Below are 22,477 nucleotides of genomic sequence, written 5' to 3'. Positions count from 1 at the left end.
GTCGAGTCGGGGTCCGACGCCGGTGTCCGGTCCATCCCGTCCGCGGCGGCGACGGGCGTGCTGAACCGAGTCCTCAGGACACGGTCACCGGGTCACGGCGCTGGGTGGAGACCTGGCGCCAGTGGTTCCACCGAAAGTGCAGCCCGACTCGCCGTCACGCTGTGTGCTTCTTCAACACTCACTGGAGTTGACTCCTCGTCCCGGGCTCGGACGAACCCGGAAGTCGACGAAGGGAACGCCTTGAGGCGGACTGTGGTGGTGGCGGGGATGTCGGTCGGGCTGGCTCTGGGTGCGGCATCGCCGGCCTTGGCGTTGCCGGCGGCGCCCCCGTACGCGAACTGCGACGAGGCACGCGCCGACGGTGCGGAGGACATCGGTGTCGGTGAGCCGGGCTATCGGCCCGCTCTGGATCGTGATCGCGACGGGGTCGCCTGCGAGAGCGGCGAGGATGCGTCCGGTGGCGGGAGCGGCGAGGGACTGCCGGCCGAGGGGTCCGGTACGGGGGACGACGAGAGCACGGTCGACGAGCAGACGGACGAGTCGACGATCGAGAGCTCTACGGCCGATGACGAGGCTGACCAGGTCTCCGTCGTTCCCCAGGGCGCGGCACCCACGGGGGACGGGTCGATGCACGCATCCGACGGCGCCCTCACGTGGTGGTCGGGCGCGCTCCTCGCTGCCTTCGGCGCGGCGCTGGTCGGTGTGAGCAGGTGGAGGTCCGTGCGGCCGTGACGCTATCCCCTCGGGACCGCGCCGGCCGCCGCGACCAGGTGCTCGCGGCGGCCGGCCGGCCACGCCCGTCCGATCGCGCCCTCGCGACCGTCGGCTTCCTGCTCAGCGCCCTCTGCCTCGTGTTGGGCGTCGCGACGGCGAACGGATCGCCGGACCGTTGCCTCCCCGGCACGGGCCCGTGGCGCTCCGACGTGGACCCGATGGCGGCCGCCGAGCCCGTGGCGCTGGTGGCCGATCGGATCGACGCCTGTTCGAGCCTCGTCCCCGTCGGGGTGGACGCGGCCCGCCAGATCGAGGTGCCGTCGGTGCACACCCCGGAGCAGGCCGGTTGGTACCGCCACGGGCCGACCCCGGGCGAGCAGGGCCCCGCCGTCATCGTGGGTCACGTCGACGGTGACGGGCGGCGCGGGGTGTTCGCCGACCTCGTCGAGGCCCGCCCGGAAGACGTGATCACGGTGGTTCGGCGAGACGGGTCGACGGCGGTCTTCGCCGTCACCCACGTCGAGCAGGTGCCGAAGGACTCGTTCCCGACCGGCGCGGTCTACGGCAACACCACGGGCGCGGAGCTACGGCTGATCACGTGCGGTGGAGCGCTTGACCCGACCGGCCACTCCTACGAGGACAACGTCATCGTCTATGCCGGCCTCGTCGGCCGCTCGTGACGTCTCCACGGCGTGGCCACCCGTGTCCTCAGGACACGGGTCGGCGAGGTGCCCGCCGCCCGGCACGCGGCGTCGCGTGTGAAGCTCCCCGGACGATCCCCGACCAGGAGGACCCCATGGGCAGGATGGACGGCAAGGTGGCCGTCGTGACCGGCGCCGGCCAGGGCATCGGGCGCGCGATCGCCGAGGTGCTCGCCGCCGAGGGCGCGACCGTCGTCGCCACCGACGTCGACGAGGCGACCGCGGTCGACACCGCCGCGGCGCTGGGCGGCGACGCGCTCGGGCTGACGTGCGACGTCGCGTCGCGGGAGTCCGTCGACGCCGTGGTCGCCGCCGTGCGCGAGCGCTTCGGCCGGATCGACGTCCTGGTCAACAACGCGGGCTACGACAAGGTGGGGCCGTTCGTCGACTCCGACCCCGCCGACTGGGACCGCATCATCGCGATCAACCTCTACGGCGTCCTGCACACCTGCCACGCGGTGCTGCCGCTGATGGCCGCGCAGGGCGCGGGCCGCGTCGTCAACCTCGCCTCCGACGCCGGGCGGGTCGGCTCGTCCGGCGAGGCCGTGTACTCCGCGGCCAAGGGCGGGGTCATCGCGTTCACCAAGACCGCCGCGCGCGAGATGGCCCGCCACGGGGTGGCGGTCAACTGCGTGTGCCCCGGGCCCACCGACACCGCGCTGTTCGCCGCGGTGGTCGAGGAGAACCCGAAGCTGCGCGACGCGCTGGTCAAGGCCATCCCGCTGCGCCGGCTCGCGCAGCCGACGGACCTCGCCCACGCCGTCGCCTTCCTCGCCTCCGACGAGGCCGCGTACATCACGGGGCAGACGCTGTCCGTCAGCGGCGGGCTCTCGATGAGCTGACCGCACGACCCCCACCGAGGAGACCGCCCGTGCCGTTCGAGGACTACCACCAGCTGACGTTCACCCGCCGCGACCACGGCGTCCTGCTGATCACGATCGACCGCCCCGACAAGTACAACGCCGCTGACGAGGAGCTCCACGGCGAGCTGGCCCGGGTGTGGCGCGAGGTGAGCGGCGACCCGGCCACCCGCGTCGCGGTGATCACCGGCGCCGGGAAGGCGTTCTCGGCCGGCGGGGACCTGGCGATGGTCGAGCGGATGGCCGGCGACTACGACCGCGTCCAGCACATGCTCCGCGAGATGTCGGACCTCGTGTACGGGATCGTCGACTGCGACAAGCCGATCGTCTCGGCGATCAACGGCGTCGCCGTGGGCGCCGGGGTGGTCGTCGCGCTGCTCGCCGACATCGCCATCGCCGCCGAGGACGCCAAGCTCGGCGACGGGCACGTCAAGCTCGGCGTCGCCGCGGGCGACCACGCCGCGATCATCTGGCCGCTGCTCGCCGGGATGGCCAAGGCGCGCTACTACCTGCTCACCGGCGACATGCTCACCGGCGCCGAGGCCGAGCGGCTCGGCATGGTGGCCAAGGCCCTGCCCCGCGACGAGGTGCTCGACGAGGCGCTGCGCGTCGCCGACCGGCTCGCCACCGGCTCCCAGCAGGCCATCCGGCTGACCAAGCGCGCGCTCAACAACTGGCTGCGCGCCGCCGGGCCGACCTTCGACCAGTCGGCGGCCTACGAGATGCTGACCTTCCTCGGCCCCGACGTCGTCGAGGGCTACACCGCGCTGCGCGAGAAGCGCGAGCCCCGCTTCCCGTCGGCCGCCGACTGATCCACCCGCCGCGCGGACCGGGCGATCCCGGTCAGGGCCACGAGCCACACCGGGATCTGCACGAGCATCGCCACGCGGAACGCGGTGAGGTCGTAGGTGTCGGGGGTGCCGGCGCCCTGCAGGTCGAGGGCGAGGCCGACGAGCAGCACGACGGCGATGGTGGAGACGAAGCCGCCGACGTTGACGATCCCCGACGCGCGCCCGAGCCGTTCGGGCGGGACGGCGGCGCGGGCGATGTCGAAGGCGACGAGCGAGGCCGGTCCCCCGCCGCCGAGGACGACGACGTGCAGCACGAGCAGCGCCAGGGGTGCGGGGCCCGGCCAGGCGAGGACGACCAGCCACGCCGTGGCCTGGGCCAGCACGCTGACCACGATGAGGCGCACCCGCCGCTCTGGCCACCGCCCGGCGACCAGCCCGAGCAGGGGCCCGATGGCGATGCCGGCGACGACGTAGGCCGCGAGCAGGGCGCGGGCGGTGCCGCTCGCGACGCCCTCGCCGCCGGTGAGGAACGGGAAGCCCCACAGCAGCCCGAAGGCGTTGCCGGGGAACGGGGCAGCGAGGTGGCACCAGAACGCCAGGCGGACGCCCGGCTCGCGCACCGCCGCGCCGAGGCCCCCAGCGATCGCCGGCCCGGACTGCGCCGCCGCCCCCGCCGGCCCGTCCCTGATCACCGCGAGCGCGAGCACGGCGACGAGCACCGCGGTGCCGCCGGCGACGAGGTAGGCCGGGGTCCAGCCCGCGCCCACCACGAGCGCCGCGAGCGGCACGGCCGACACCACCTGCCCGAGCTGGCCGAGGATGCCCGCGAGCTGGTTGAGCACCGGCACCCGGCGGGCCGGGAACCACGCCGGGATCAGGCGCAGGACGCTGACGAACGTCACCGCGTCGCCGGCGCCGACGAGCACCCGCCCGAGCACGGCGAGCCAGAACGGCGCCGCGAGCGCGAGCACCACCTGCCCGGCGGCCACGAGCACGGCGCCGCCCGCGATGAGCCGGCGCGGGCCGAGGCGGTCGGTGAGCACCCCGGCGGGCACCTGCAGCGCGGCGTACACCGCGAGCTGCACCACCGCGAGCAGCGAGAGCACGCCGGACGAGACCCCGAAGCGCTCGGCGGCGGCGACGCCCGTGGCGGCGAGCGACGAGCGCCCCAGCACCGCGGCGACGTAGGCGAGGACCGCGACGCCGAACACGATCAGCGCCCGGCCCGACCGGCGCGGGGGGACGACGGTGAGGTCGGGATCGGGCCTGCTCACAGCACCCTCGTCCCGCCGATCGGCAGGTCCCAGAGGTCGTCGGGGTCCTGGCCGGCGCGGGCCCACTCGGCGCGGACGCGCTCCAGCGGCTCGAGCACGGGTTCGCCGGAGAGCACGAACGTCCCCCAGTGCACGGGGACCACGCGGCGGGCGCCGAGGTCGGCGGCGGCGCGGACGGCCTCGGCGGGGTCCATGTGCACGCCGCGCAGCAGCGGGCGCGGCGCGTAGGCCCCGATCGGCAGGACGGCCACCTCGATGTCCCGGTGGCGCGCGCCGATGCGGGCGGGGAACCCGCCGTACCCCGTGTCGCCGGCGTGCACGACGCTGCGCCCGTCCGGCCCGGTGACCACCCAGCCGCCCCAGAGCCGCTGGCAGGTGTCGAAGGGGCTGCGGCGCGACCAGTGGTGGGCGGGGACGAACTCGACGGTGGTGGTGCCCACCGGCGCGGACTCCCACCAGTCCAGCTCCGTGACGTCGGTGAACCCGCGTCGCGCGAACCACGGCGCGCTGCCCGCCCCGGCCAGCACCCGCGTCGTGCGGGGGAGCCGGCGCAGGGTGGGCGCGTCGAGGTGGTCGTAGTGGTCGTGGCTGATGAGCAGCGCGTCGATCGGGGGCAGCTGCTCGGGGGTCAGCGGCGGCGCGGTGAGGCGGCGCCGGGCGCCGGGGATGCCGCCGGCGAGCACGGGGTCGACCAGCAGGGTCACCCCGTCGACGCGCAGCAGCGCCGAGGAGTGGCCGAGCCACGTCACCGCGATCTGGCCGCGGCCCGCGGGGGGCAGGGGCAGCGCGTCGACCACCGGCACGCGCGCGGCGGCGCGGTCGGCGCGTGACGGGAACGAGCGCAGCAGCGCCCAGGCCTGTGCGGGCGCGAGGAGCCCGCTGGTGCGGCGGTGGTGGAAGTCGCGCGGCCAGCGGGGGTCGCGGCGGGTGGGCACGACGGGGAACCTCGGGGTAGGGAGAGCAGGGGCTAGAAGGCCGGCCACGGAATCGGGGGCCAGCGGCCCCCGGGGGCGGGCAGCTCGCCGGCGTCGAGCAGCCGCGCGATCCGCGAGCGCAGCGCCGAGACCTCGGCGCGCGTGAGGTGCTCGTGCAGCGTGTCGTTGAGCCCGCTCGGGTGCCCGGGCGAGAGCGACGCCCGCAGCCGCCGCAGGTTCTCGACGATCTCGTCGGGCAGCGGCTCGCCGACCCAGCCCCACAGCACCGTGCGCAGCTTCTCCTCGCGGTGCAGGCAGATGCCGTGGTCGACGCCGTAGACACCGCCGTCGGCGCCGGCGAGGACGTGCCCGCCCTTGCGGTCAGCGTTGTTGACCACGACGTCGAGCGCGGCCATGCGGTGCAGCGCGGGGTCGTCGGAGTGCACGAGCAGCGCCGGGTCGCCGTCGGACCCGCGGGCACGCAGCACGGTGCGCCAGCCCTTCCCGACGGCTTTGGGCGAGACGATGTCGACCAGCTCGCGCTCCTCGTCGACCTCGATCCAGCGCTGCACCATGCCGGGACCGAACGGGCCGTCGCGCAGCACGGTCGGCGGCACGACGTCGAAGCCGGCGGCCTCGCTGACCAGGTAGGTGGCGACCTCACGGCCGGCGAGCGTGCCGTCGGGGAAGTCCCACAGCGGGCGCTCGCCGCGCACGGGCTTGTAGACGCAGAGCTCCTCGACGCCGTTGACGGCGATCCCGCAGAGGAGCGTGGTGTTCGAGGCCTCGGTGAGACGGCCCTGGATCTCGATGGTGCCGTGGACGAGGAGCTCGAGCGTGTCCGGTGTCTCGGTCACGCGCCTACTCGGGGGTGGTGACGCGGCGGTAGCCGTTCTGCCGCGGGCAGACGTGACCGGCGGCGTCGAGCGGCTGGGTGCACAGCGGGCAGAGGCGGCGTCCGGCGCCGACGACGCGCTCGGCGCGCGTCGCGAACGCCCGCGCGCCGGCCGGCGAGAGGAACACGCGCAGCGCGTCGGGGCCCTCGTCGGTGTCGTCGAGCACGACCGACTCGTCGACCTCCTCCTCGGTGACCGCCAGCAGCTCGACGACGACGTTGCGGGACTCGGCGTCCCAGCCCAGGCCCATGGTGCCCACGCGGAACTCCTCCTCGACCGGCACCTCGAGCGGCGAGGTGTCGACCTCGTCCTCGGGCACGGTGACGGGCACGTCGGCGCCGAAGCGGCGGGAGACCTCCTCGAGCAGGGTGCCGATGCGCTCGGAGAGCACCGAGACCTGCTGCTTCTCGAGCAGCACGCTCACCTTGCGGGCCGACTCGGTGGCCTGCAGGTAGAAAGAGCGCTCGCCGGGCTGCCCGACGGTGCCGGCGACGAACCGGTCGGGCTGGCGGAAGACGTGGATCACCCTGGGCATGGCTTCTCGATCGTAGGACTCCGGGCGGGACGCCGCCGGGCCGGTGCGCGCGGCGCACGCAGACCTGGCGTCGAGGGCAGGCTCATGCTACGCCCGTCGACCCCCCGACGGCGGCCGCCGTCGGGACGGCGGCGTCGTCGGACGCGGTGGTGTCGTCGGCGTCCTTCGACTCCTCCTCAGGCTTCGGGACCAGCGCGGACAGGTCGCCGCCGGTGTCGTTGACCCGCACGACGAAGGGCCGCGTGGGCGTGTAGCTGATCACGCTGACCGAGCACGGGTCGACCACGATCCGCTGGAACGAGTCGAGGTGCAGGCCCAGCGCGTCGGCCACCGCGGCCTTGATCACGTCGCCGTGGCTGCACGCCACCCACAGGGCGCGGTCGCCGTGCTCGGCGCCGATGCGGGCGGCCTGGCGGCGGATGGCGGCCACGGCGCGCGACTGCATGCCGGCCAGGCCCTCGCCGCCGGGGAACACCGCCGCCGACGGGTGGGCCTGGACGACCTTCCAGAGGTCCTCGCCGCCCAGCTCGGAGAGCTTGCGCCCCGTCCAGTCGCCGTAGTCGACCTCGGAGAGGTCCTCCTCGACGGTCGGGGTGAGCCCGCGCGCGGACAGCAGCGGCGCGAGCGTCTCCCGGCAGCGCTGCAGGGGCGAGGTCACGACCGCGGCGAGGGGCAGCTCGGCGAGGCGGTCGACGAGCTTCTCGGCCTGCGCGCGGCCGTGGTCGTCGAGCCCCACCCCTTCGGTGCGGCCGGCGAGCACGCCCGAGACGTTGGCCGTCGAGCGCCCGTGTCGCAGGAGGATCACCGTGGTCACTGGCGCGATCCTACGTGGCGGGGACGACCCCGTTGCTCACGGCGAGCAGCACGACGAGCCCCAGCAGCACCCGGTACCAGACGAAGACGTAGATCGTGTGGTTCTCGACGAAGCGCAGCAGCCAGGCGATCGAGGCGTAGCCCAGGGCGAACGCGATGACCGTGGCGACGATCATCTGCGGGATGCTCGGGACCACCACGAGGCTGCCCTGCACGTCGGCGGCGCCCGGCTCGAGGATGTCGGGGATCTGGGTCAGCCCGGAGGCGAACACCGCCGGCAGCGCGAGCAGGAACGAGAACCGCACCGCGACCGCGCGCTCGAGGCCCAGGAACAGGCCCGCGCTGATCGTGCCGCCGGAGCGCGACACGCCCGGGATCAGCGCCATCGCCTGCGCGCACCCCATGACGATCCCGTCGCGCAGCGTGAGCTGGTCGGGGCCGCGGCGCTGGCGGCCGTAGCGCTCGGCGGCGGCGAGGACCAGGCCGAACACGATCAGCACGGTGGCGTTGAGGTACAGGTTGCGGGCCGGGCCCTTGATCAGGTCCTCGAACGCCAGCCCGAGCACGCCGATGGGGATCGAGCCGAGGATCACGTACCAGGCGAGCTTGTAGTCGTAGCCGCGCTCGTCACGCCGGGCGAGGCCCACGAACCAGGCCCGCAGCAGGCGCCAGATGTCGGAGAAGAAGTAGATGAGCACGGCGGTCTCGGTGCCGAGCTGGGTGACGGCGGTGAACGCCGCGCCGGCGTCGTTGCCGAAGAAGAACGCCGAGGTGATCCGCAGGTGCGCCGACGAGGACACCGGCAGGAACTCGGTCAGTCCCTGCACGATGCCCAGCACCACGGCCTCGAGCCAGCCCATCGGAGCGCCCTGCACGGCCCGTGACGGTAGACCACCCCCCGGGGGCGACCGTGCGCCCGTGCCCGCCAGACCCCCGTCCGTGGGGGCTTCGTAAGCTCGGGCGCCGTGGAGCAGCGACGCCTGGGCACGAGCGGGCTGCGGGTCTCGCGGCTCGCCCTGGGCACGATGAGCTGGGGACGCGACACCGACCCCGACGAGGCGGGCGCGTCGCTGCTCGCCTTCCTCGACGCGGGCGGCACGCTGGTCGACACCGCGGACGTCTACGGCGGCGGCGAGGCCGAGCGGATCCTGGGCGGGCTGTTCGACGACGTGATCCCGCGCGGGGAGGTGGTCGTGGCCACCAAGGCGGGCGCGCGCCGCGACGACGGGCCCTTCGGGGGCGGTGCGTCGCGGGGGGCGCTGCTCTCGGCGCTGGACGCCTCGCTGGACCGCATGGAGACCGACTACGTCGACCTGTGGCAGCTGCACGCCTGGGACGACGACGTGCCCCTCGACGAGACCCTCGCCGCCGTCGACGTCGCGCTGACGACGGGGCGCGCCCGCTACGCCGGGGTCGCCAACTACGCGGGCTGGCAGCTCGCGTCGGCGGCGGTGCGCCAGAGCCTGACGTCGCTGCCGCTGGTGTCGGTGCAGTCGGAGTACTCGCTGCTGGACCGGTCGGTGGAGACCGAGGTGCTGCCCGCCGCCGAGCACCACGGGCTGGGCCTGCTGCCGTGGGGCCCGCTGGGCCGCGGGGTGCTCACCGGCAAGTACCGCGAGGGGGTGCCCGTCGACTCGCGCGGCGCGTCGGCGCACCTCGCGGGCTACGTGGGGCGTCACCGCACCGAGCGCACCGCCCGCATCGTCCAGGCCGTGGTCACCGCCGCCCACGGCCTGGGCACCTCGCCGCTGGCCGTCGCCCTGGCCTGGGTGCGCGACCGCCCCGGGGTCGTCGCCCCGGTGGTCGGCGCCCGGGACGGGGCGCAGCTGCTGGGCTCGCTGGCCGCCGAGGAGCTCGTGCTGCCCCCGGCGATCCGCATGGCCCTCGACGACGTCAGCTCCCCCACCGTCCCGGACGACGAGCCCGACGAGCCGGATCTCCCGCCCTGGTGCCCTCCGGGCACGTGAGCAGAAATCGGTGCTCCGGCACCACGAATTGCTCACATGCGCGAAGCGCACCCGTCTGCGTACGGTGGTTCCGGCTTCCGTCAGGTGTCCCGGAGGTGGTCGGCTCGTGAACGACGCTCGTGCCCGCGTGGGCGGCGGTCGTGACGGCGGTGCGCTCGTCGGCGCACCCGTGGTGGAGGGCGACTGGGAGTACCAGCCGGTGCGCCTGCCCCCGGACGTCACGCGCATCTCGGCCACCGTGCAGCTCGGCATCCGCGCCGAGTTCGGCGGCTGGGAGCTCGCCCGCACGCTGCTCTACGCCGACGGCACCCGGAAGGTGTGGCTGCGGCGCAAGATCTCCCGCTCGCTCGCGGCGGGGCTGGCCACTTAGCGGGTCAGCAGCACCACGCGGCCGGTCGTCCGGCGCGCGGCCAGCTCGGTGAGGGCCACGGGCAGGTCGTCGAAGCGGTACTCCGCGCCGACCAGCGGGTCGATCGCCCGGCGCGCCCACAGGGCCTCGAGCTCGCGCTGCCACGCGACGACCAGCTCGGGTGAGCGCTGCCGGTACGCCGCCCAGTGCACGCCGATCACCGCGTAGTTCTTCACCAGCGCGTGGTTGGTGGGCGCCTCGGCGATGCGGCCGCCGGCGAACCCGATCACCAGCAGCCGGCCCTCCCACGCCACGGCCCGGCGCGCGGCGTCGAAGGAGTCGCCGCCGACCGGGTCGTAGACGACGTCGGCGCCCCGGCCGTCGGTGAGCTCGCGGACCGCCGCGACGAGGTCGTCGGGGGCCACCAGCACCTCGTCCGCGCCCAACGTCCGGGCGACCGCCGCCTTGTCATCGTCACCCACCACCGCGATCACGCGGGCGCCCGCCGCCCTGCCCAGTTGCACCGCGGCCGCGCCCACCCCGCCCGCCGCGGCCAGGACCAGCAGCGTCTCGCCCGCCGAGAGCGTCGTGCGGTGGTGCAACGCGCACCACCCGGTCTGGTAGGCGACGAAGAAGCCCGCGGCCTGCGCGGCGGTCATGCCCTCGGGCCACGGCCAGGTGGTGCTGAGCACGGCCTCCTCGGCGAAGCCGCCGTGCGGCATGACGACGGGCCCGAACACCCGCGCGCCGTCCTCGGTGGTGCCCGCCACCTCGAGACCGGGCGTGAAGGGCGGCGGCACCCGGTCCTGGTACTCGCCGGCGACGTAGAGGATGTCGGCGAAGTTCAGCGCCGCCGCCTCGACGCGCACGCGCGTCTGGCCCTCCCCCGGCTCCGGGCTCGGGACGTCGGCGACCTCGAGGACCTCGTCGAACGGGCCGTACCGCGGGACGCGCCAGGCGCGCATCAGCAGGACCGCAGGATGCGCTCGAGCACCCGCGTCCCGAACTGCAGGGCGTCGACCGGGACGCGCTCGTCGATGCCGTGGAAGAGCGCGGTGAAGTCGAGGTCCGGGGGCAGGCGCAGCGGCGCGAAGCCGAAGCAGCGCATGCCGAGCTTGACGAACGCCTTGGCGTCGGTGCCGCCCGACATCATGTAGGGCAGCGTGTGCGCCTGCGGGTCCTCCTCCTGCACCGCGCGGGTGATCACGTCGACGAGCTCGCCGTCGAACGAGGTCTCGACGGCCTCGAGGTTGCGGATCCACTCGCGCTCGACGTCGGGGCCCAGCAGCTCGTCGAGCTCGCGCTCGAACGCCTCCTGGCGTCCGGGCAGCACGCGGCAGTCGATGGTGGCCTCGGCGACCGACGGGATGACGTTGGCCTTGTAGCCGGCCTGGAGCATCGTCGGGTTGGCGGTGTCGCGGGTGGTGGCGCCGACGACGCGGGCCACGCCACCCAGCTTGGCGACCGCGCCGTCGAGGGCGGCCGCGGAGTCGGTGGGGAACTCGATGCCGGTCAGCGCGGTGATCTCGTCGAAGAAGCCCTGCACCGACTCGCTGAGCACCAGCGGGAATCGGTGGCGCCCCAGCCGGGCGACCGCCTCGGCGAGGATCGTCACCGCGTTCTCGTCGTGGATCATCGATCCGTGGCCCGGGCGGGACCGCACGCGCAGCTTCATCCACGCGATCGACTTCTCGGCGGTCATCACCGGGTAGACGCGCACGTCCTCGCCGAGGGTCAGCGAGAAGCCGCCGACCTCGCCGAGCGCCTCGGTACAGCCCTCGAACAGGTCGGGGCGGTGCTCGGCGAGCCAGTGCGCGCCGTAGGCCCCGCCGGCCTCCTCGTCGGCGAGGAAGGCGAACACGATGTCGCGCGGGGGCACCGTGCCCTCGGCCATGAACTGGCGGGCCAGCGCCAGGATCATCGCGTCCATGTCCTTCATGTCCACCGCGCCGCGGCCCCAGACGTAGCCGTCCTGCACCGAGCCGGACAGCGGGTGGACCGACCACTCGGCCTCGTTGAACGGCACGACGTCGAGGTGGCCGTGCACCAGCAGCGCCGGCCGGTCCGGGTCCGCGCCCTTCAGCCGGGCGAACACGTTGTGCCGCCCCGGCGCCCCGGACTCGACGACCTCGGTCTCGTAGCCGACCTCGCGGAGCTTGGCGTCCACGTAGGCGGCCGCCTCGGCCTCGCCGGTGGTCGTCTCGAGCTCCCCGGTGTTCTGGCTGTCGATCTGGATGAGCTCGCTGGTCAGCGTCACGACCTCGTCTTCGGCACGACCCATGCGCGGCATCCTGCCACCCACCGTGATCGCGCGGAGCGGCGTCGTCTACCCTCCTTCTGCAAGTCCGAGTGGCGGAATGGCAGACGCGCTAGCTTGAGGTGCTAGTGCCCTAGTAGGGCGTGGGGGTTCAAGTCCCCCCTCGGACACCCCCTCACGAACGCACCCAGCGCGGGACGATCTCGGCCACGGCGCCGATCTTCGTCTCCACCGCGTCCAGGTCCGGGAAGTCCACGACCGCGCGGTCGGGCGCCCGCCAGGTCAGCAGTCCCGCCGGGTCGTCGAACCGGAAGTCGCCGGCGTCCGCGCGGACGGCCGCCCCCGGTGCAGGATCAGCTGCAGCTGCCCGCGCGGCGCCAGCCGGAACGTGATCCGGTCCTCGCCCGCGTAGCGGTAGTTCGGGGCTTTCCACTTCACGGTCTCGACGAGGTCGGGCTCCGCGGCCCGGATCGCCGACCGGAGCCGCTCGATGCCCGCGGCCAGCGGGTGGTCCAGCGCCGCCAGGAGCTCGTCGACCCCGGCCGATCCTCTCGCCACGACGCCTCCTCGCCCCGGGGCGGCCGTGCACCGCCCTCCCGCAGCCGTACTCTGCCGCGTCCCGCCCTTCCCCGGCTGCCCGCCGACCCCGCAGACTCCCGCCCATGGACGGCGTGCCCCGGTGGGCCGAGCTGGACCCCGGGGACGGCACCGACCCGGACGCCGTGACCCGGTTCTACGCGGCGGTCCTCGGGTGGGCGTCCGGCGACGGGGTCACCGCCGGCCACCAGCAGCGCGTGCTGCGCCACGAGGACGCCGCAGTGGCCGCACTGGGCTCGTCGGGGGCGGCGGCGCCGCCCGCCTGGACCCTCTACCTGGCCGTCGACGACGTCGACGCCGCCGCCGAGCACCTCGCGGAGCTGGGCGGCGAGGTGCTCCACGGCCCCGAGGACGACCTCGCCGGCGGGCGCCTGCTGGTCGCCCTCGACGCCGGCGGCGCGGTGGTCGGCCTCTGGGGCTCCGACGACCCCGTCGCCACCCCCGGTCCCGGCCGGCTGTGCTGGGCGGAGGCCGCGTCCGCCGAGCCGGGCACCACGCGCACCTTCTACCGCGAGCTGCTCGGGTGGCGCTTCGCCGACGGCGCGGACGTCGGCCACCTCGTGGCCAGCGCTGGTGACCGGCCCGTCGCCGGGGTCGGGCTCGCCGGCGACGCGCTGCCGCACTGGCTGCCCTACTTCGGGGTGGCCGACGTCGACGCCGCCGCGGGCGCGGCCCGGGAGGCCGGCGGCGGGGTCGTCGTCGCGGTGACGGCGGGACCGCGCGGGCGCCGGGCGGTGCTGTCCGATCCGGCGGGCGCCCACGTCGGCGTGGTCGAGGTCTAGCCGGGCAGCTCGACCCCGTCGCCGACCGCGATCGTCCCCGAGGTCAGCACCCGGCAGATCGCGCCGCCGCGGTCGTGCAGGGCCCGGGCCGCGCCGGGCCCGATCTCGGTGTCCATCACCCGGCACGGCGCGGCCCGCCGGACGACCTCCAGCACCACGTCGCCCACCACGAGGCGGGCGCCGGGCGTCGTGGGCACGACCCCGTGGTCGAGGGTGAGCGTGCGGCGGGTCGCGGCGGGCGTCACCGGCGCGCCGAGGGCCGCGGTGGCGGCGTCGAGGTCGTCCTGGCTCTGCACCGACACGTGGCGGTGCCGGGTGCCGTGGTGGCGGTCGCCGACGACGCCCCGGCCCGCCTCGGCCTCGATGCGGTCGACGGTCACCATCGGCGCCCCACGCTCCGGCGCGGTGTGCAGCGCCGCCACCCTGCTCGTCACGGTCACCCTGCCCCGGTCGGTCGTGCACGGTCGTTTCTCCCTCGCTGCAACGCGGGTACCGCCGTCCCCATGCCCCGATCGGACGCCATCGCCCGACCGACGCTCCCCGCCGCCGCGGACGCCCACCGCCGCACCGGGCACTGGCGCCACCGGACCCACCTCGACGACCTGCGCGACCAGCTCGCCCGCGACCCGGTCCGCACGCTGCTCGTCGACCGCTCGCGCGGCGGGCACCGGGTGCTCGACGTGGCCGCGTTCGCCGACGGCGTCGAGCGGCTCGCCGCCGCGCTGGCCACGCACGTCGGGCCCGGCGACCGCGTGGCCTACCGCCTCGCCAACCGCTGGGAGACCGTCGCGCTCTTCCACGCCTGCGGGCGCATCGGCGCCGTCGCCGTGCCGCTCCCCGCCTCGCTCGGGCCGGCGCAGGTCGAGCAGCGCCTGCAGGCCACCGGCGCGGTGCTCGCCGCCGACGACGCCGGTGACGCGTTGCTCGACCTCGACGACCTCCCCGCCGGCACCGCTCCCCCGCGCGAGCACGAGATCGGGCCCGACGACGTCGCGCTGGTGCTCTTCACCTCCGGCACCACCGGCACCTCGAAGGCCGTCCTGCACACCGCGAACACCCTGTACGCCAGCACCCGCGGGACGCTCGGCGCGCTCGTGCTCGAGGACCCGGGCCCCGATCCCCGCGTGATGACGCCGTCCGTGGCCACCCACGCCATCGGCGTGATGACGAGCGCGTTGAGCCCGCTCCTGCACCGGCACTGCGCGGTGCTCGACGACGACGGCAGCCCCGAGGCGGTGCTGCGCGCCGTGCACGAGGAGCAGGTCACGCACCTGCTCGTCGGTCCGCGCGGCTACGACGCGCTGCTCGAGGCGCTGGGTCCCGACGGGGCCGGCGAGGCGACCCCGAGCCTGCGGATGGTCGCGCTGGGCGGGGCGCCGCTGGCCCGCGGCAGCCTGCGCAAGGCCGACCGGCTCCCCGCGGTGCTGCGGATCCACTGGGGCATGACCGAGGTGCCCGGCGGCGGGGTCTCGCGCGGGCAGGAGGTGCCCGGCACGTCGTGGCACACGATGGGTCAACCCGTGCCCGGCCTCGAGCGCGACCTGCGCCCGGTGCCGGGCGGCGACGAGGGGCTCGGCGAGGTGGTCGTGCGCGGGCCCCAGGTCACCGTCGGCCTGCTCGACACCGCCGACGGGCGGGCGGTGTGGTCCCCGGTCGACGACGACGGCTGGTACGCCACCGGCGACCTCGCCCTGCGCGACGAGACCGGGGAGCTCGCGTTCGTCGACCGCGACGCCGACGAGATCAAGGGTTCGAGCGGAATGATCATCCCGGCCGCGGAGGTGGAGGACCTCATCGCCGCCCACACGCAGGTCGACGAGGTCGTGCTCGTCGCCTACCACCCCGCCGAGCAGGCCGAGGCCCCCGCGGCGGTCGTCGTCCCCGTCGACGGGCACGCGCCCACGCTCGAGGAGCTGCAGCAGCACCTGCGCGACCAGGGCACCACCGAGTGGTACCTGCCCGAACGTCTCGAGCTCGTCGACGCGCTGCCCCGCGACGCGTCGGGCAAGGTCGACAAGAAGGCGCTCCGCGCGCGCATCGACGACGAGGGGTGACACCGTGCCGCTGGTGAGGATCGACATGGTCCGGGGCCGCAGTCCCGAGCAGGTCCGCGCGCTGGCCGACGTCGTGCAGGAGGTGATGCTCGACGTCTTCGCCGCCCCGCCGCGCGACCGCTACCAGGTCATCCACCAGCACGACCCCGGCGAGATCGTCGCCGAGGACACGGGGCTCGGCTACACGCGCACCGACGGCGTCGTGGTGATCCAGGTGACCCAGCAGGGCCGGAGCCGCGAGCAGAAGGAGGCGATGTACGCCGCGCTGGCGCAGCGCCTCGGCGACGCGGGCCTCGTCGAGCCCGACGACCTCATCGTGTCGGTCACCGAGAACACGAAGGACGACTGGTCCTTCGGCCGGGGACGGGCGCAGTTCCTCACCGGGGAGCTCTGACGCGACGCATCGTGATGCGACGGCTTCGGCCGCTATGATGCGTTGATGCGCACGACCGTGAACATCGACGACGACCTGCTGGCCGAGGCCAAGCGGATCGCCGCCCGCACGCGGCGCCCCCTCGGCGAGGTGGTCGGTGACGGCCTGCGTCTGCTCGTCGCGGCCGAGGCCGAGCGCCCGGCGCCGACGGTCACCCTGCCGACGTTCGGCGGGAGCGGCATGCGGCCGGGCGTCGATCTCGAGGACCCGGAGGCGCTGGCGGCCGTCCTCGACGGGGACGACGCCCGTGCTGCTGGCTGACGTCAACGTCCTCGTCTACGCCCACCGCCCGGAGAGCGACCGCCACGAGGAGCGGCGGACGTGGCTGGCCGAGGCCCTGACCGCCGACGAGCCGTTCGGCGTCAGCGAGCTCGTGCTCTCGGGCTTCCTCCGGATCGTCACGCACCACCGCGTCTACCTCGAGCCGACCCCGCCGGTGCAGGCGGTGGCGTTCTGCGACGCCGTCCTGTCCGGGCCGAGCACGGTGCGGGTACGCCCCGGGTCCCGACACTGGACGATCTTCCGCGGTCTGTGCCAGGAAGTCGGTGCGCGCGGCAACGTCGTCCCCGACGCCTTCCACGCCGCCCTGGCGATGGAGCACGGCGCGACGTGGGTGACCACCGACCGCGGCTTCGCCCGCTTCCCCGGCCTGCGCTGGATGCCGCTGCCGTGAGCTCCGCGCGTCAGCCCTTGGCCACCAGCGGGGCGACCTCGGTGCCCAGGAGCTCGATGGAGTGCAGCAGGTCGGCGTGGCGCAGGCGCGGGTTGGTCATCTGCAGGTTGATCCGCTCCACGCCGCCGAGCTGCTCGGACACCCGCAGCACCTTCTCCGCGACCGTCCTCGGGTCGCCGACGAAGAACGCGCCGTCGGGCCCGCGCATCGCGTCGAACGCCCGCCGCGTCGGGGGCATCCCGCCGCGCTCGGCGGCGACCGTCGTGAACATCTCCTCCCAGCCCGGGTAGAAGGCGTTCGTGGCCTTGGCGACGTCGTCGCCGAGGAACCCGAAGCAGTGCAGGCCCACCCGCAGCGCCTCCGGCGGGTGCCCGGCGTGCTCGCCCGCGCGTCGGTAGAGATCGACGAGCGGGGCGAACTGCTGCGGCTCGCCACCGATGATGGCGATCATCAGCGGCAGGCCCAGCAGTCCGGCCCGCGCGAACGACTCGGGGGTGCCGCCGACCCCGACCCAGATGGGCAGGCGCTCCTGGGACGGTCGCGGGTAGACGGGCTGGTTCGTGAGCGCCGGGCGGTGCTGGCCCGACCACGTCACGATCGGCGACTCGTTGATCTTCAGCAGCAGGTCGAGCTTCTCGGTGAACAGGTCGTCGTAGTCCTCGAAGGCGAGCCCGAACAGCGGGAACGCCTCGACGAACGAGCCCCGGCCCACGACGAGGTCGACCCGACCGCGCGAGATGAGGTCGATCGTGGCGAACTCCTGGAACACCCGCACCGGATCGGCCGCCGACAGCACCGTCACCGCGCTGCGCAGCCGGATCCGCTCGGTGCGCGCCGCGGCGGCCGCGAGGATCACCGGCGGCGCGGCGTCGAAGTACTCGCTGCGGTGGTGCTCGCCGATGCCGTAGGAGTGCAGGCCGACGCGGTCGGCGAGCGCGATCTCCTCGAGGAGGTGCTCGAAGCGCTCCTCCGGGCCGACGACCCGCTCGGTGTCCGGGTCGGTGACCCGGGCGACGAAGCTGTCGACGCCCAGCAGGACCGGCTCGGCCACTAGAGGGCCTTCTGCAGACGCGCCGCCAGCGTGGTGACGAACGCCGCGGGCTCGGCGAGGTCGCCGCCCTCGGCGAGCAGCGCCATGCCGTAGAGCAGCTCGGCGAGGTCCTTCTCGGCCGACCCGCCCGCCTGGGCGTCCTTGAGGCCGGTGACCAGCGGGTGCGTCGGGTTGAGCTCGAGGATCCGCTTGACCTTCGGCGGCTCCTGGCCCATCGCCCGGTACATCTTCTCCAGGGTGGGCGTGAGGTCGCCGGGGTCGCCGACGAGGCACGCCGGCGAGGTGGTCAGCCGCGACGAGAGCCGGACCTCCTTGACCTCCTCGGCCAGCTCGGTGCCCATCCACGAGAGCAGGTCGTCGAAGCCCTCCGGGGTCTCCTTCTCGTCCCCCAGGTCGACCTCGCCCTTGGCCACCGAGGCCAGCGGCGTGCCGTCGTACTCGGTGACCGCGTCGACCCACACCTCGTCGACGGGGTCGGTGAGCAGCAGGACCTCGTAGCCCTTGGCCCGGAACGCCTCGAGGTGCGGGGAGTTCTCCAGGCCGGTGCGCGAGTCGCCGGTGGCGTAGTAGATGGTGTCCTGCCCCTCGGGCATCCGCTCCTTGTACGCCGCCAGCGTGGTCGGCTCGTCGGCCGCGTGGGTCGACGGGAACGAGCAGATGTCGAGGATGGCCTTCTGGTTGTCGCGGTCGGAGAGCAGGCCCTCCTTCACCGCCCGGCCGAGCTCGCGCCAGAACGTCGCGTACTTCTCGGGCTCGTTCTCCTGCATCGCCCGGACCGTCTGCAGGACCTTGCGCACCAGCCGCTTGCGGATCATCTGGATCTGGCGGTCCTGCTGCAGGATCTCGCGCGACACGTTGAGCGAGAGGTCCTGCGCGTCGACGACGCCCTTGACGAACCGCAGGTACTCGGGGACCAGCGCCTCGCAGTCGTCCATGACGAACACGCGCTTGACGTAGAGCTGCACGCCGCGCTTGTGCTCGCGCATGAAGAGGTCCATCGGCGCGTGGCTGGGCAGGAACAGCAGCGCCTGGTACTCGAACGTGCCCTCCGCGGAGAGCCGCATGGTCTCCAGCGGCTCCTGCCAGTCGTGGCTGACGTGGCGGTAGAACTCGGCGTACTCCTCGTCGCTGACCTCGCCCTGCGAGCGGGCCCAGAGCGCCTTGCGGGAGTTGATGGGCTCCTGCGAGCCCTCCTCCTCGCCCGGGTTCAGCCGGATTGGCCAGGTGATGAAGTCGGAGTAGCGCTTGACGATGCGGCGGACCGTGTCCGGGTTCGCGTAGTCGTGCAGCGCGTCCTCGGCGTCCTCGGGCTTGAGGTGCAGCGTGATCGCCGTGCCCTGCGGGGCGTCCTCGACGGTCTCGAGGGTGTAGGTGCCCTCGCCGGTGGACTCCCAGTGCACGCCCTCGGCCGTGCCGGCCTTGCGCGTGGTCATCTCGACCCGCTCGGCGACCATGAAGCTCGAGTAGAAGCCGATGCCGAACTGGCCGATCAGCTCGGCGGTCTGCTCCTTGCTCCCGGCCGACTCGGCGTCGCGCATCCTCGCGAGCATCTCCGCGGTGCCGGACTTGGCGATCGTCCCGATGAGGTCGACGACCTCCTCGCGCGTCATGCCGATGCCGTTGTCGCGCACGGTCAGCGTGCGCGCCTCGGCGTCGGTGGCCAGCTCCACGTGCAGGTCGTCGGTCTCGACCGCCACGTCCTTGTCGACGTAGCTCGCGAGGCGGACCTTGTCCAGCGCGTCGGAGGCGTTGGACACCAGCTCGCGGAGGAAGACGTCCTTGTCGGAGTAGATCGAGTGGATCATCAGCTGGAGCAGCTGACGGGCCTCGGCCTGGAACTCGATCGTCTCGGTCATGCGTCCTCTCCCTGGTGCTCGGCGTGCGACGTCGAGGATATCGAGTCCGGGTGTTCAGAGATCGAGCGCGGCCCGGAGCGCCCCCTCGAGCCGGGTCAGCGTGGTGGCGTCGAGGGCGCCGACCCGTTCGCCCACCCAGGCGCGGTAGAGGCGGGTGAGGTCGCCGGCGTAGGCAATGCGACCGTCCCGGAGGGGGACGGCGAGCAGGTCGCCCGGGTCCTGATCCCGCAGCTCGATGCCGAGGAGCCAGGGCCGGGGCGAGTCGTTGATGCCGTCGCTGGAGAGGAGGACGACCGTCCGCCGATGATCGGGTGTGGAGGGCCGGACGTACGCGCGGAGCTCACCCCGTCGCACGGACCTCGGCCTCCGCCGCCGCCTGATCGGTGTCGTCCCCGGCCGCCTCGGCGGCCGGATCGCCCCAGCGATCGCCGGCCCCCTGACGGACGGCCTCCCGCCGCGCCGCAGCGGACAGCCACGCCGACGTCGAGAGACCGGCCCGTTGCGCGGCGGCCTCCGCCAGCGACAGGGCGGTCTCGTCCAGGGAGAACGTCACCTTCCGCGTCGCCATACCCTTCACCGTACCGTTCGTCAGGTCGCGCGATCGGGGACGTCGACGGCCGGCCGCCGGATGACGACGTCGTAGAACCGGCGGCCCACGACCGTCCCGACCGGGAGATCCGCCACGAGGTCCAGGAGGCTCCCGGCCTCCTCGGCCGCCCACGACGGGTTCCACCCCTGCTGCGCCAGGCTCGACCGCAGGGCCTCGGCGACGTCCGCGCGGCTCAGCGGGAGGTCGGCGATGCGTGCCGTGGTGGTGGGGCGCGCCGAGTTGAGGCCGGCGAAGGAGCGCCCGCAGCCGCACCCGCCGTCCGGGTCGCGTCTGTCCCTCGCGCACGGGCTGTCGATCCGGACCAGCTCGCCCTCCACCGCGTAGTGGAAGTCGTTCCCCCGGTCACCCTGCGTCTCGGCCGTGGCCACCAGCACCTTCATCGTCCGCTCCCTCCCTCGCGCCGTCGGTGAAGGAGTAGCACCGCCCCCCGACAACGCCGGATCGGTCGAGGTCAGGTGGCGATCACGGGTGGGCGCTCGAGGACCCGCGCCGGCCGGGCCCGCAGCGTCCACACGGCCAGGCACATCGCGGTCCCGACGATCGCCACCCCGAGCGGGATGTGGACCGCCAGGACCCCCGTGGCGCCGACCGCGACCTGCGCGACCTCGGCGGCCACGAGGCCCGCCGACACGCCGATCGGCCAGGCGGGCAGCCCGCCCGGACGCCAGGCGAGCGCGGCCACGGCGACCTGGACGAACGCGACCAGCAGCAACGTCCCCCCGACGGCCTGGTGGACGATCAGCCCGACCGTCGACGCCTGCAGGATCGCACCCGCGGCGACGGCCTGCGTGACGGTCATGGCCGCGTGCAGCACGGTCACGCCGCGGAACAGGACCACGGTCGCGCCGGCGCGCTCACCCATGGTCGTGGCCCGGGGCGGCGGCGATGGTCGTCGCGGGGCGCTGGCCGGGGGCGACGACGAGGAACTGCAGCATCATCCCGTCGTCCTCGTGGCGCAGCAGGTGGCAGTGGAGCATGTAGGGCACCTCCGGATCGGTGTGCGGACCCACGCGCACCAGGGCGCGGACGGTGGTCCCGGGCGGGACGGCGACCGTGTCCTTCCAGGCGCGGCCGGCCGCGGCGACGCCGGGCTCGAGCACCTGCAACCGCGCGTCGTGGACGTGGATGTTGTGCGGCAGCGTGTGCCGGTTGGTGAACTCCCAGATCTCGGTGGCCGCCACCGGGACGACCTCGTCGACGCGGGCCGTGTCCATGGCGTGGCCGTTGATCCGGTTGTTCGACAGCACGAACCGGCGGGTGCGGGCGGCGGCCGCCTCGTCGAGCGGGGCCTCGCGGGACAGGCGCGCGGGCACCGCGGGCGCGGGCTCCAGGCCGTCGGCGGGGCGCAGCTCGAGCAGGTCGAACGCGTCGTCCGCCCCCGCGGCCCCGGCGACGCCGTTGACCGCGCCCAGGTCGTGCCCGACCGAGCGCAGCACCCGTCGCGCGCCCGGCCGGAGCTCGACCACGATCTCGGCCCGCTCCCCCGGGGTGAGCACGACGCCGTCCACCGCGCGCGGCGCTGGCAGCAGGCCGCCGTCGGTGCCGACGAGCGTGAGGGGCCCCTCGTCGTCGAGGGCGAGGCGGTAGCTGCGGGCTGGCGAGGCGTTGAGCACGCGCAGGCGCAGGCGGGTCGTGGTCACCTCGAGGTACGGGGCGACCGTGCCGTTGACCAGCACCGTGTCGCCCAGCAGCCCGACGGCGTTGCGGTGCTGCTCGTCGAACGCGCCGTCGGGGGCGAAGGCGCGGTCGGTGAGCACGAGCGGCACGTCGTCGACGCCGTAGCGCTCGGGCAGGCCGGCGGGGACGTCGTCGTCGACGAGGAAGAGCCCGGTGAGGCCGCGGTGGACGTGGCGCTCGGTCGCCCCGTGCGGGTGCGGGTGGTACCAGAGCGTCGCCGCCGGCTGGTCGACGCGCCACGACGCCTCCCACGTGGCGCCGGGGGCGATCGGCTGGTGTGGGCCGCCGTCGGCGCGGGCGGGCAGCGTGGCCCCGTGCCAGTGGGTGGTCGTGGTCTCGGGCAGGCGGTTGGTGACGCGCAGGAGGACGTCCTCGCCGCGGCGGGCGCGCACGGTGGGACCGCCGAAGGGCAGGCCGCCGTAGCCCCAGGTCGGGGTGGCGAGCCCGGGCAGGAAGGTGCTGATGCCCGGCGCGGCGACGAGCTCGACCACCCGGCGGCCGGCGGCGTCCCGGGTCGACGGCGCGAGCGGTGGGATCGCGAGCGGGCGGCGGGCCGGCAGGTCGCGCGGGGCGGGCGCGCCGGTCGCACAGCCGGCGACCGAGACCACGGCGGCGGCACCGGCGGCGGCGAGCGTCGCGCCGAGGAAGCGGCGCCGTGACAGCGGGGGCACGG

The 22,477-nt window shown here is 74.5% G+C and carries 28 protein-coding genes and 1 tRNA gene; 12 read left to right on the top strand and 17 right to left on the bottom strand.

Annotation, left to right across the window (positions count from 1 at the left end; all coding sequences use genetic code 11):
- Positions 1-267 precede the first annotated feature (267 nt).
- The 4 genes from ACQPX6_RS15210 (at position 268) to ACQPX6_RS15195 (ending at position 3,087) form a co-directional block, all read left to right on the top strand.
- Positions 268-732, top strand: coding sequence for an excalibur calcium-binding domain-containing protein (locus ACQPX6_RS15210; protein ID WP_433788143.1), 465 nt, complete (start codon positions 268-270; stop codon positions 730-732).
- Positions 729-1,394, top strand: a complete 666-nt coding sequence (locus tag ACQPX6_RS15205; RefSeq protein ID WP_433788142.1) for a class F sortase — start codon at positions 729-731, stop codon at positions 1,392-1,394. Before ACQPX6_RS15210 ends, ACQPX6_RS15205 begins: the two co-directional genes overlap by 4 nt.
- Before the next feature lie 116 nt (positions 1,395-1,510).
- Positions 1,511-2,257, top strand: a complete 747-nt coding sequence (locus ACQPX6_RS15200) for an SDR family NAD(P)-dependent oxidoreductase (protein ID WP_433788141.1) — start codon at positions 1,511-1,513, stop codon at positions 2,255-2,257.
- Between the two features lie 29 nt (positions 2,258-2,286).
- Positions 2,287-3,087, top strand: coding sequence for an enoyl-CoA hydratase/isomerase family protein (locus tag ACQPX6_RS15195; RefSeq protein ID WP_433788140.1), 801 nt, complete (start codon positions 2,287-2,289; stop codon positions 3,085-3,087).
- Here the strand turns inward: ACQPX6_RS15195 and ACQPX6_RS15190 are convergent.
- From ACQPX6_RS15190 to ACQPX6_RS15165, 6 genes are all read right to left on the bottom strand, one after another.
- Positions 3,033-4,340 (bottom strand): MFS transporter, encoded by a 1,308-nt coding sequence (locus ACQPX6_RS15190; RefSeq protein ID WP_433788139.1) that lies wholly within the window; start codon positions 4,338-4,340, stop codon positions 3,033-3,035. The two genes, ACQPX6_RS15195 and ACQPX6_RS15190, sit on opposite strands and share 55 nt — an antisense overlap.
- Positions 4,337-5,275, bottom strand: coding sequence for an MBL fold metallo-hydrolase (locus tag ACQPX6_RS15185; protein WP_433788138.1), 939 nt, complete (start codon positions 5,273-5,275; stop codon positions 4,337-4,339). The genes ACQPX6_RS15190 and ACQPX6_RS15185 overlap by 4 nt, the downstream gene beginning before the upstream one ends.
- A gap of 32 nt (positions 5,276-5,307) precedes the next feature.
- Complete coding sequence (locus ACQPX6_RS15180; RefSeq protein ID WP_433788137.1) at positions 5,308-6,111, bottom strand: SCO1664 family protein; 804 nt, start codon at positions 6,109-6,111, stop codon at positions 5,308-5,310.
- A 4-nt stretch (positions 6,112-6,115) separates the two neighbouring features.
- On the bottom strand, positions 6,116-6,685 hold the full coding sequence (locus ACQPX6_RS15175; RefSeq protein WP_433788136.1) for a DUF3090 domain-containing protein: 570 nt from the start codon (positions 6,683-6,685) through the stop codon (positions 6,116-6,118).
- Between the two features lie 82 nt (positions 6,686-6,767).
- A complete protein-coding gene (locus ACQPX6_RS15170; protein WP_433788135.1) occupies positions 6,768-7,499 on the bottom strand; it encodes a histidine phosphatase family protein in 732 nt (243 codons plus the stop codon).
- A 10-nt stretch (positions 7,500-7,509) separates the two neighbouring features.
- Positions 7,510-8,358 (bottom strand): undecaprenyl-diphosphate phosphatase, encoded by an 849-nt coding sequence (locus ACQPX6_RS15165; protein ID WP_433788278.1) that lies wholly within the window; start codon positions 8,356-8,358, stop codon positions 7,510-7,512.
- 105 nt (positions 8,359-8,463) lie between these two features.
- Between ACQPX6_RS15165 and ACQPX6_RS15160 the strand changes: the two genes are divergently transcribed.
- On the top strand, positions 8,464-9,465 hold the full coding sequence (locus ACQPX6_RS15160; protein WP_433788134.1) for an aldo/keto reductase: 1,002 nt from the start codon (positions 8,464-8,466) through the stop codon (positions 9,463-9,465).
- 169 nt (positions 9,466-9,634) lie between these two features.
- On the top strand, positions 9,635-9,835 hold the full coding sequence (locus tag ACQPX6_RS15155; RefSeq protein ID WP_433788277.1) for a DUF5703 family protein: 201 nt from the start codon (positions 9,635-9,637) through the stop codon (positions 9,833-9,835).
- Here ACQPX6_RS15155 and ACQPX6_RS15150 read toward each other — a convergent pair.
- Positions 9,832-10,779, bottom strand: coding sequence for an NADPH:quinone oxidoreductase family protein (locus ACQPX6_RS15150; protein ID WP_433788133.1), 948 nt, complete (start codon positions 10,777-10,779; stop codon positions 9,832-9,834). The two genes, ACQPX6_RS15155 and ACQPX6_RS15150, sit on opposite strands and share 4 nt — an antisense overlap.
- Positions 10,779-12,095 (bottom strand): M20/M25/M40 family metallo-hydrolase, encoded by a 1,317-nt coding sequence (locus tag ACQPX6_RS15145; RefSeq protein WP_433788132.1) that lies wholly within the window; start codon positions 12,093-12,095, stop codon positions 10,779-10,781. Before ACQPX6_RS15145 ends, ACQPX6_RS15150 begins: the two co-directional genes overlap by 1 nt.
- A gap of 62 nt (positions 12,096-12,157) precedes the next feature.
- Here ACQPX6_RS15145 and ACQPX6_RS15140 point away from each other — a divergent pair.
- Positions 12,158-12,241: transfer RNA gene (locus tag ACQPX6_RS15140), tRNA-Leu, on the top strand.
- Between the two features lie 112 nt (positions 12,242-12,353).
- On the opposite strand, the gene ACQPX6_RS15135 is transcribed toward ACQPX6_RS15140, so the two are convergent.
- Complete coding sequence (locus ACQPX6_RS15135; protein WP_433788131.1) at positions 12,354-12,629, bottom strand: DUF1801 domain-containing protein; 276 nt, start codon at positions 12,627-12,629, stop codon at positions 12,354-12,356.
- Positions 12,630-12,733: 104 nt separating this feature from the next.
- On the opposite strand from ACQPX6_RS15135, the gene ACQPX6_RS15130 reads away from it, so the two are divergent.
- Positions 12,734-13,450 carry a VOC family protein gene (locus ACQPX6_RS15130; RefSeq protein WP_433788130.1) on the top strand — a complete coding sequence of 239 codons (717 nt, stop codon included), beginning with the start codon at positions 12,734-12,736 and terminating at the stop codon, positions 13,448-13,450.
- Here ACQPX6_RS15130 and ACQPX6_RS15125 read toward each other — a convergent pair.
- Positions 13,447-13,884 carry an MOSC domain-containing protein gene (locus ACQPX6_RS15125; RefSeq protein ID WP_433788129.1) on the bottom strand — a complete coding sequence of 146 codons (438 nt, stop codon included), beginning with the start codon at positions 13,882-13,884 and terminating at the stop codon, positions 13,447-13,449. The two genes, ACQPX6_RS15130 and ACQPX6_RS15125, sit on opposite strands and share 4 nt — an antisense overlap.
- Before the next feature lie 69 nt (positions 13,885-13,953).
- Between ACQPX6_RS15125 and ACQPX6_RS15120 the strand changes: the two genes are divergently transcribed.
- The 4 genes from ACQPX6_RS15120 to ACQPX6_RS15105 are packed head-to-tail and all read left to right on the top strand — an operon-like array spanning position 13,954 to position 16,610.
- The gene (locus tag ACQPX6_RS15120; RefSeq protein ID WP_433788128.1) at positions 13,954-15,504 is read left to right on the top strand and encodes a class I adenylate-forming enzyme family protein; all 1,551 of its coding nucleotides are present in this window, start codon (positions 13,954-13,956) and stop codon (positions 15,502-15,504) included.
- A 13-nt stretch (positions 15,505-15,517) separates the two neighbouring features.
- On the top strand, positions 15,518-15,898 hold the full coding sequence (locus ACQPX6_RS15115; RefSeq protein WP_433788127.1) for a tautomerase family protein: 381 nt from the start codon (positions 15,518-15,520) through the stop codon (positions 15,896-15,898).
- A 45-nt stretch (positions 15,899-15,943) separates the two neighbouring features.
- The gene (locus ACQPX6_RS15110; protein WP_433788126.1) at positions 15,944-16,198 is read left to right on the top strand and encodes a type II toxin-antitoxin system VapB family antitoxin; all 255 of its coding nucleotides are present in this window, start codon (positions 15,944-15,946) and stop codon (positions 16,196-16,198) included.
- Entirely contained in the window at positions 16,185-16,610 is a 426-nt protein-coding gene (locus ACQPX6_RS15105; protein ID WP_433788125.1) for a type II toxin-antitoxin system VapC family toxin, read from the top strand. Before ACQPX6_RS15110 ends, ACQPX6_RS15105 begins: the two co-directional genes overlap by 14 nt.
- 10 nt (positions 16,611-16,620) lie before the next feature.
- Here the strand turns inward: ACQPX6_RS15105 and ACQPX6_RS15100 are convergent, their stop codons facing one another.
- The 7 genes from ACQPX6_RS15100 to ACQPX6_RS15070 form a co-directional block, all read right to left on the bottom strand.
- The gene (locus tag ACQPX6_RS15100; protein ID WP_433788124.1) at positions 16,621-17,661 is read right to left on the bottom strand and encodes an LLM class flavin-dependent oxidoreductase; all 1,041 of its coding nucleotides are present in this window, start codon (positions 17,659-17,661) and stop codon (positions 16,621-16,623) included.
- Complete coding sequence (gene htpG / locus ACQPX6_RS15095) at positions 17,661-19,517, bottom strand: molecular chaperone HtpG (RefSeq protein WP_433788123.1); 1,857 nt, start codon at positions 19,515-19,517, stop codon at positions 17,661-17,663. Before htpG ends, ACQPX6_RS15100 begins: the two co-directional genes overlap by 1 nt.
- A 54-nt stretch (positions 19,518-19,571) precedes the next feature.
- Positions 19,572-19,871, bottom strand: coding sequence for a hypothetical protein (locus ACQPX6_RS15090; RefSeq protein WP_433788122.1), 300 nt, complete (start codon positions 19,869-19,871; stop codon positions 19,572-19,574).
- On the bottom strand, positions 19,858-20,085 hold the full coding sequence (locus ACQPX6_RS15085; protein WP_433788121.1) for a hypothetical protein: 228 nt from the start codon (positions 20,083-20,085) through the stop codon (positions 19,858-19,860). The genes ACQPX6_RS15090 and ACQPX6_RS15085 overlap by 14 nt, the downstream gene beginning before the upstream one ends.
- 20 nt (positions 20,086-20,105) lie before the next feature.
- Entirely contained in the window at positions 20,106-20,507 is a 402-nt protein-coding gene (locus tag ACQPX6_RS15080; protein WP_433788120.1) for a DUF7715 family protein, read from the bottom strand.
- Positions 20,508-20,578: 71 nt separating this feature from the next.
- Entirely contained in the window at positions 20,579-20,989 is a 411-nt protein-coding gene (locus ACQPX6_RS15075) for a hypothetical protein (protein ID WP_433788119.1), read from the bottom strand.
- Positions 20,982-22,475: a multicopper oxidase family protein gene (locus ACQPX6_RS15070; protein ID WP_433788118.1), complete on the bottom strand. Its 1,494-nt coding sequence runs from the start codon at positions 22,473-22,475 to the stop codon at positions 20,982-20,984. Before ACQPX6_RS15070 ends, ACQPX6_RS15075 begins: the two co-directional genes overlap by 8 nt.
- Between the last annotated feature and the right edge of the window lie 2 nt (positions 22,476-22,477).

The sequence above is a fragment of the Actinomycetospora sp. CA-101289 genome, assembly GCF_050955895.1.
GTDB lineage: Bacteria > Actinomycetota > Actinomycetes > Mycobacteriales > Pseudonocardiaceae > Actinomycetospora.
The sequence above is the reverse complement of the archived record's forward strand: the minus strand, read 5'-3'. Positions and strand labels throughout refer to the sequence as shown.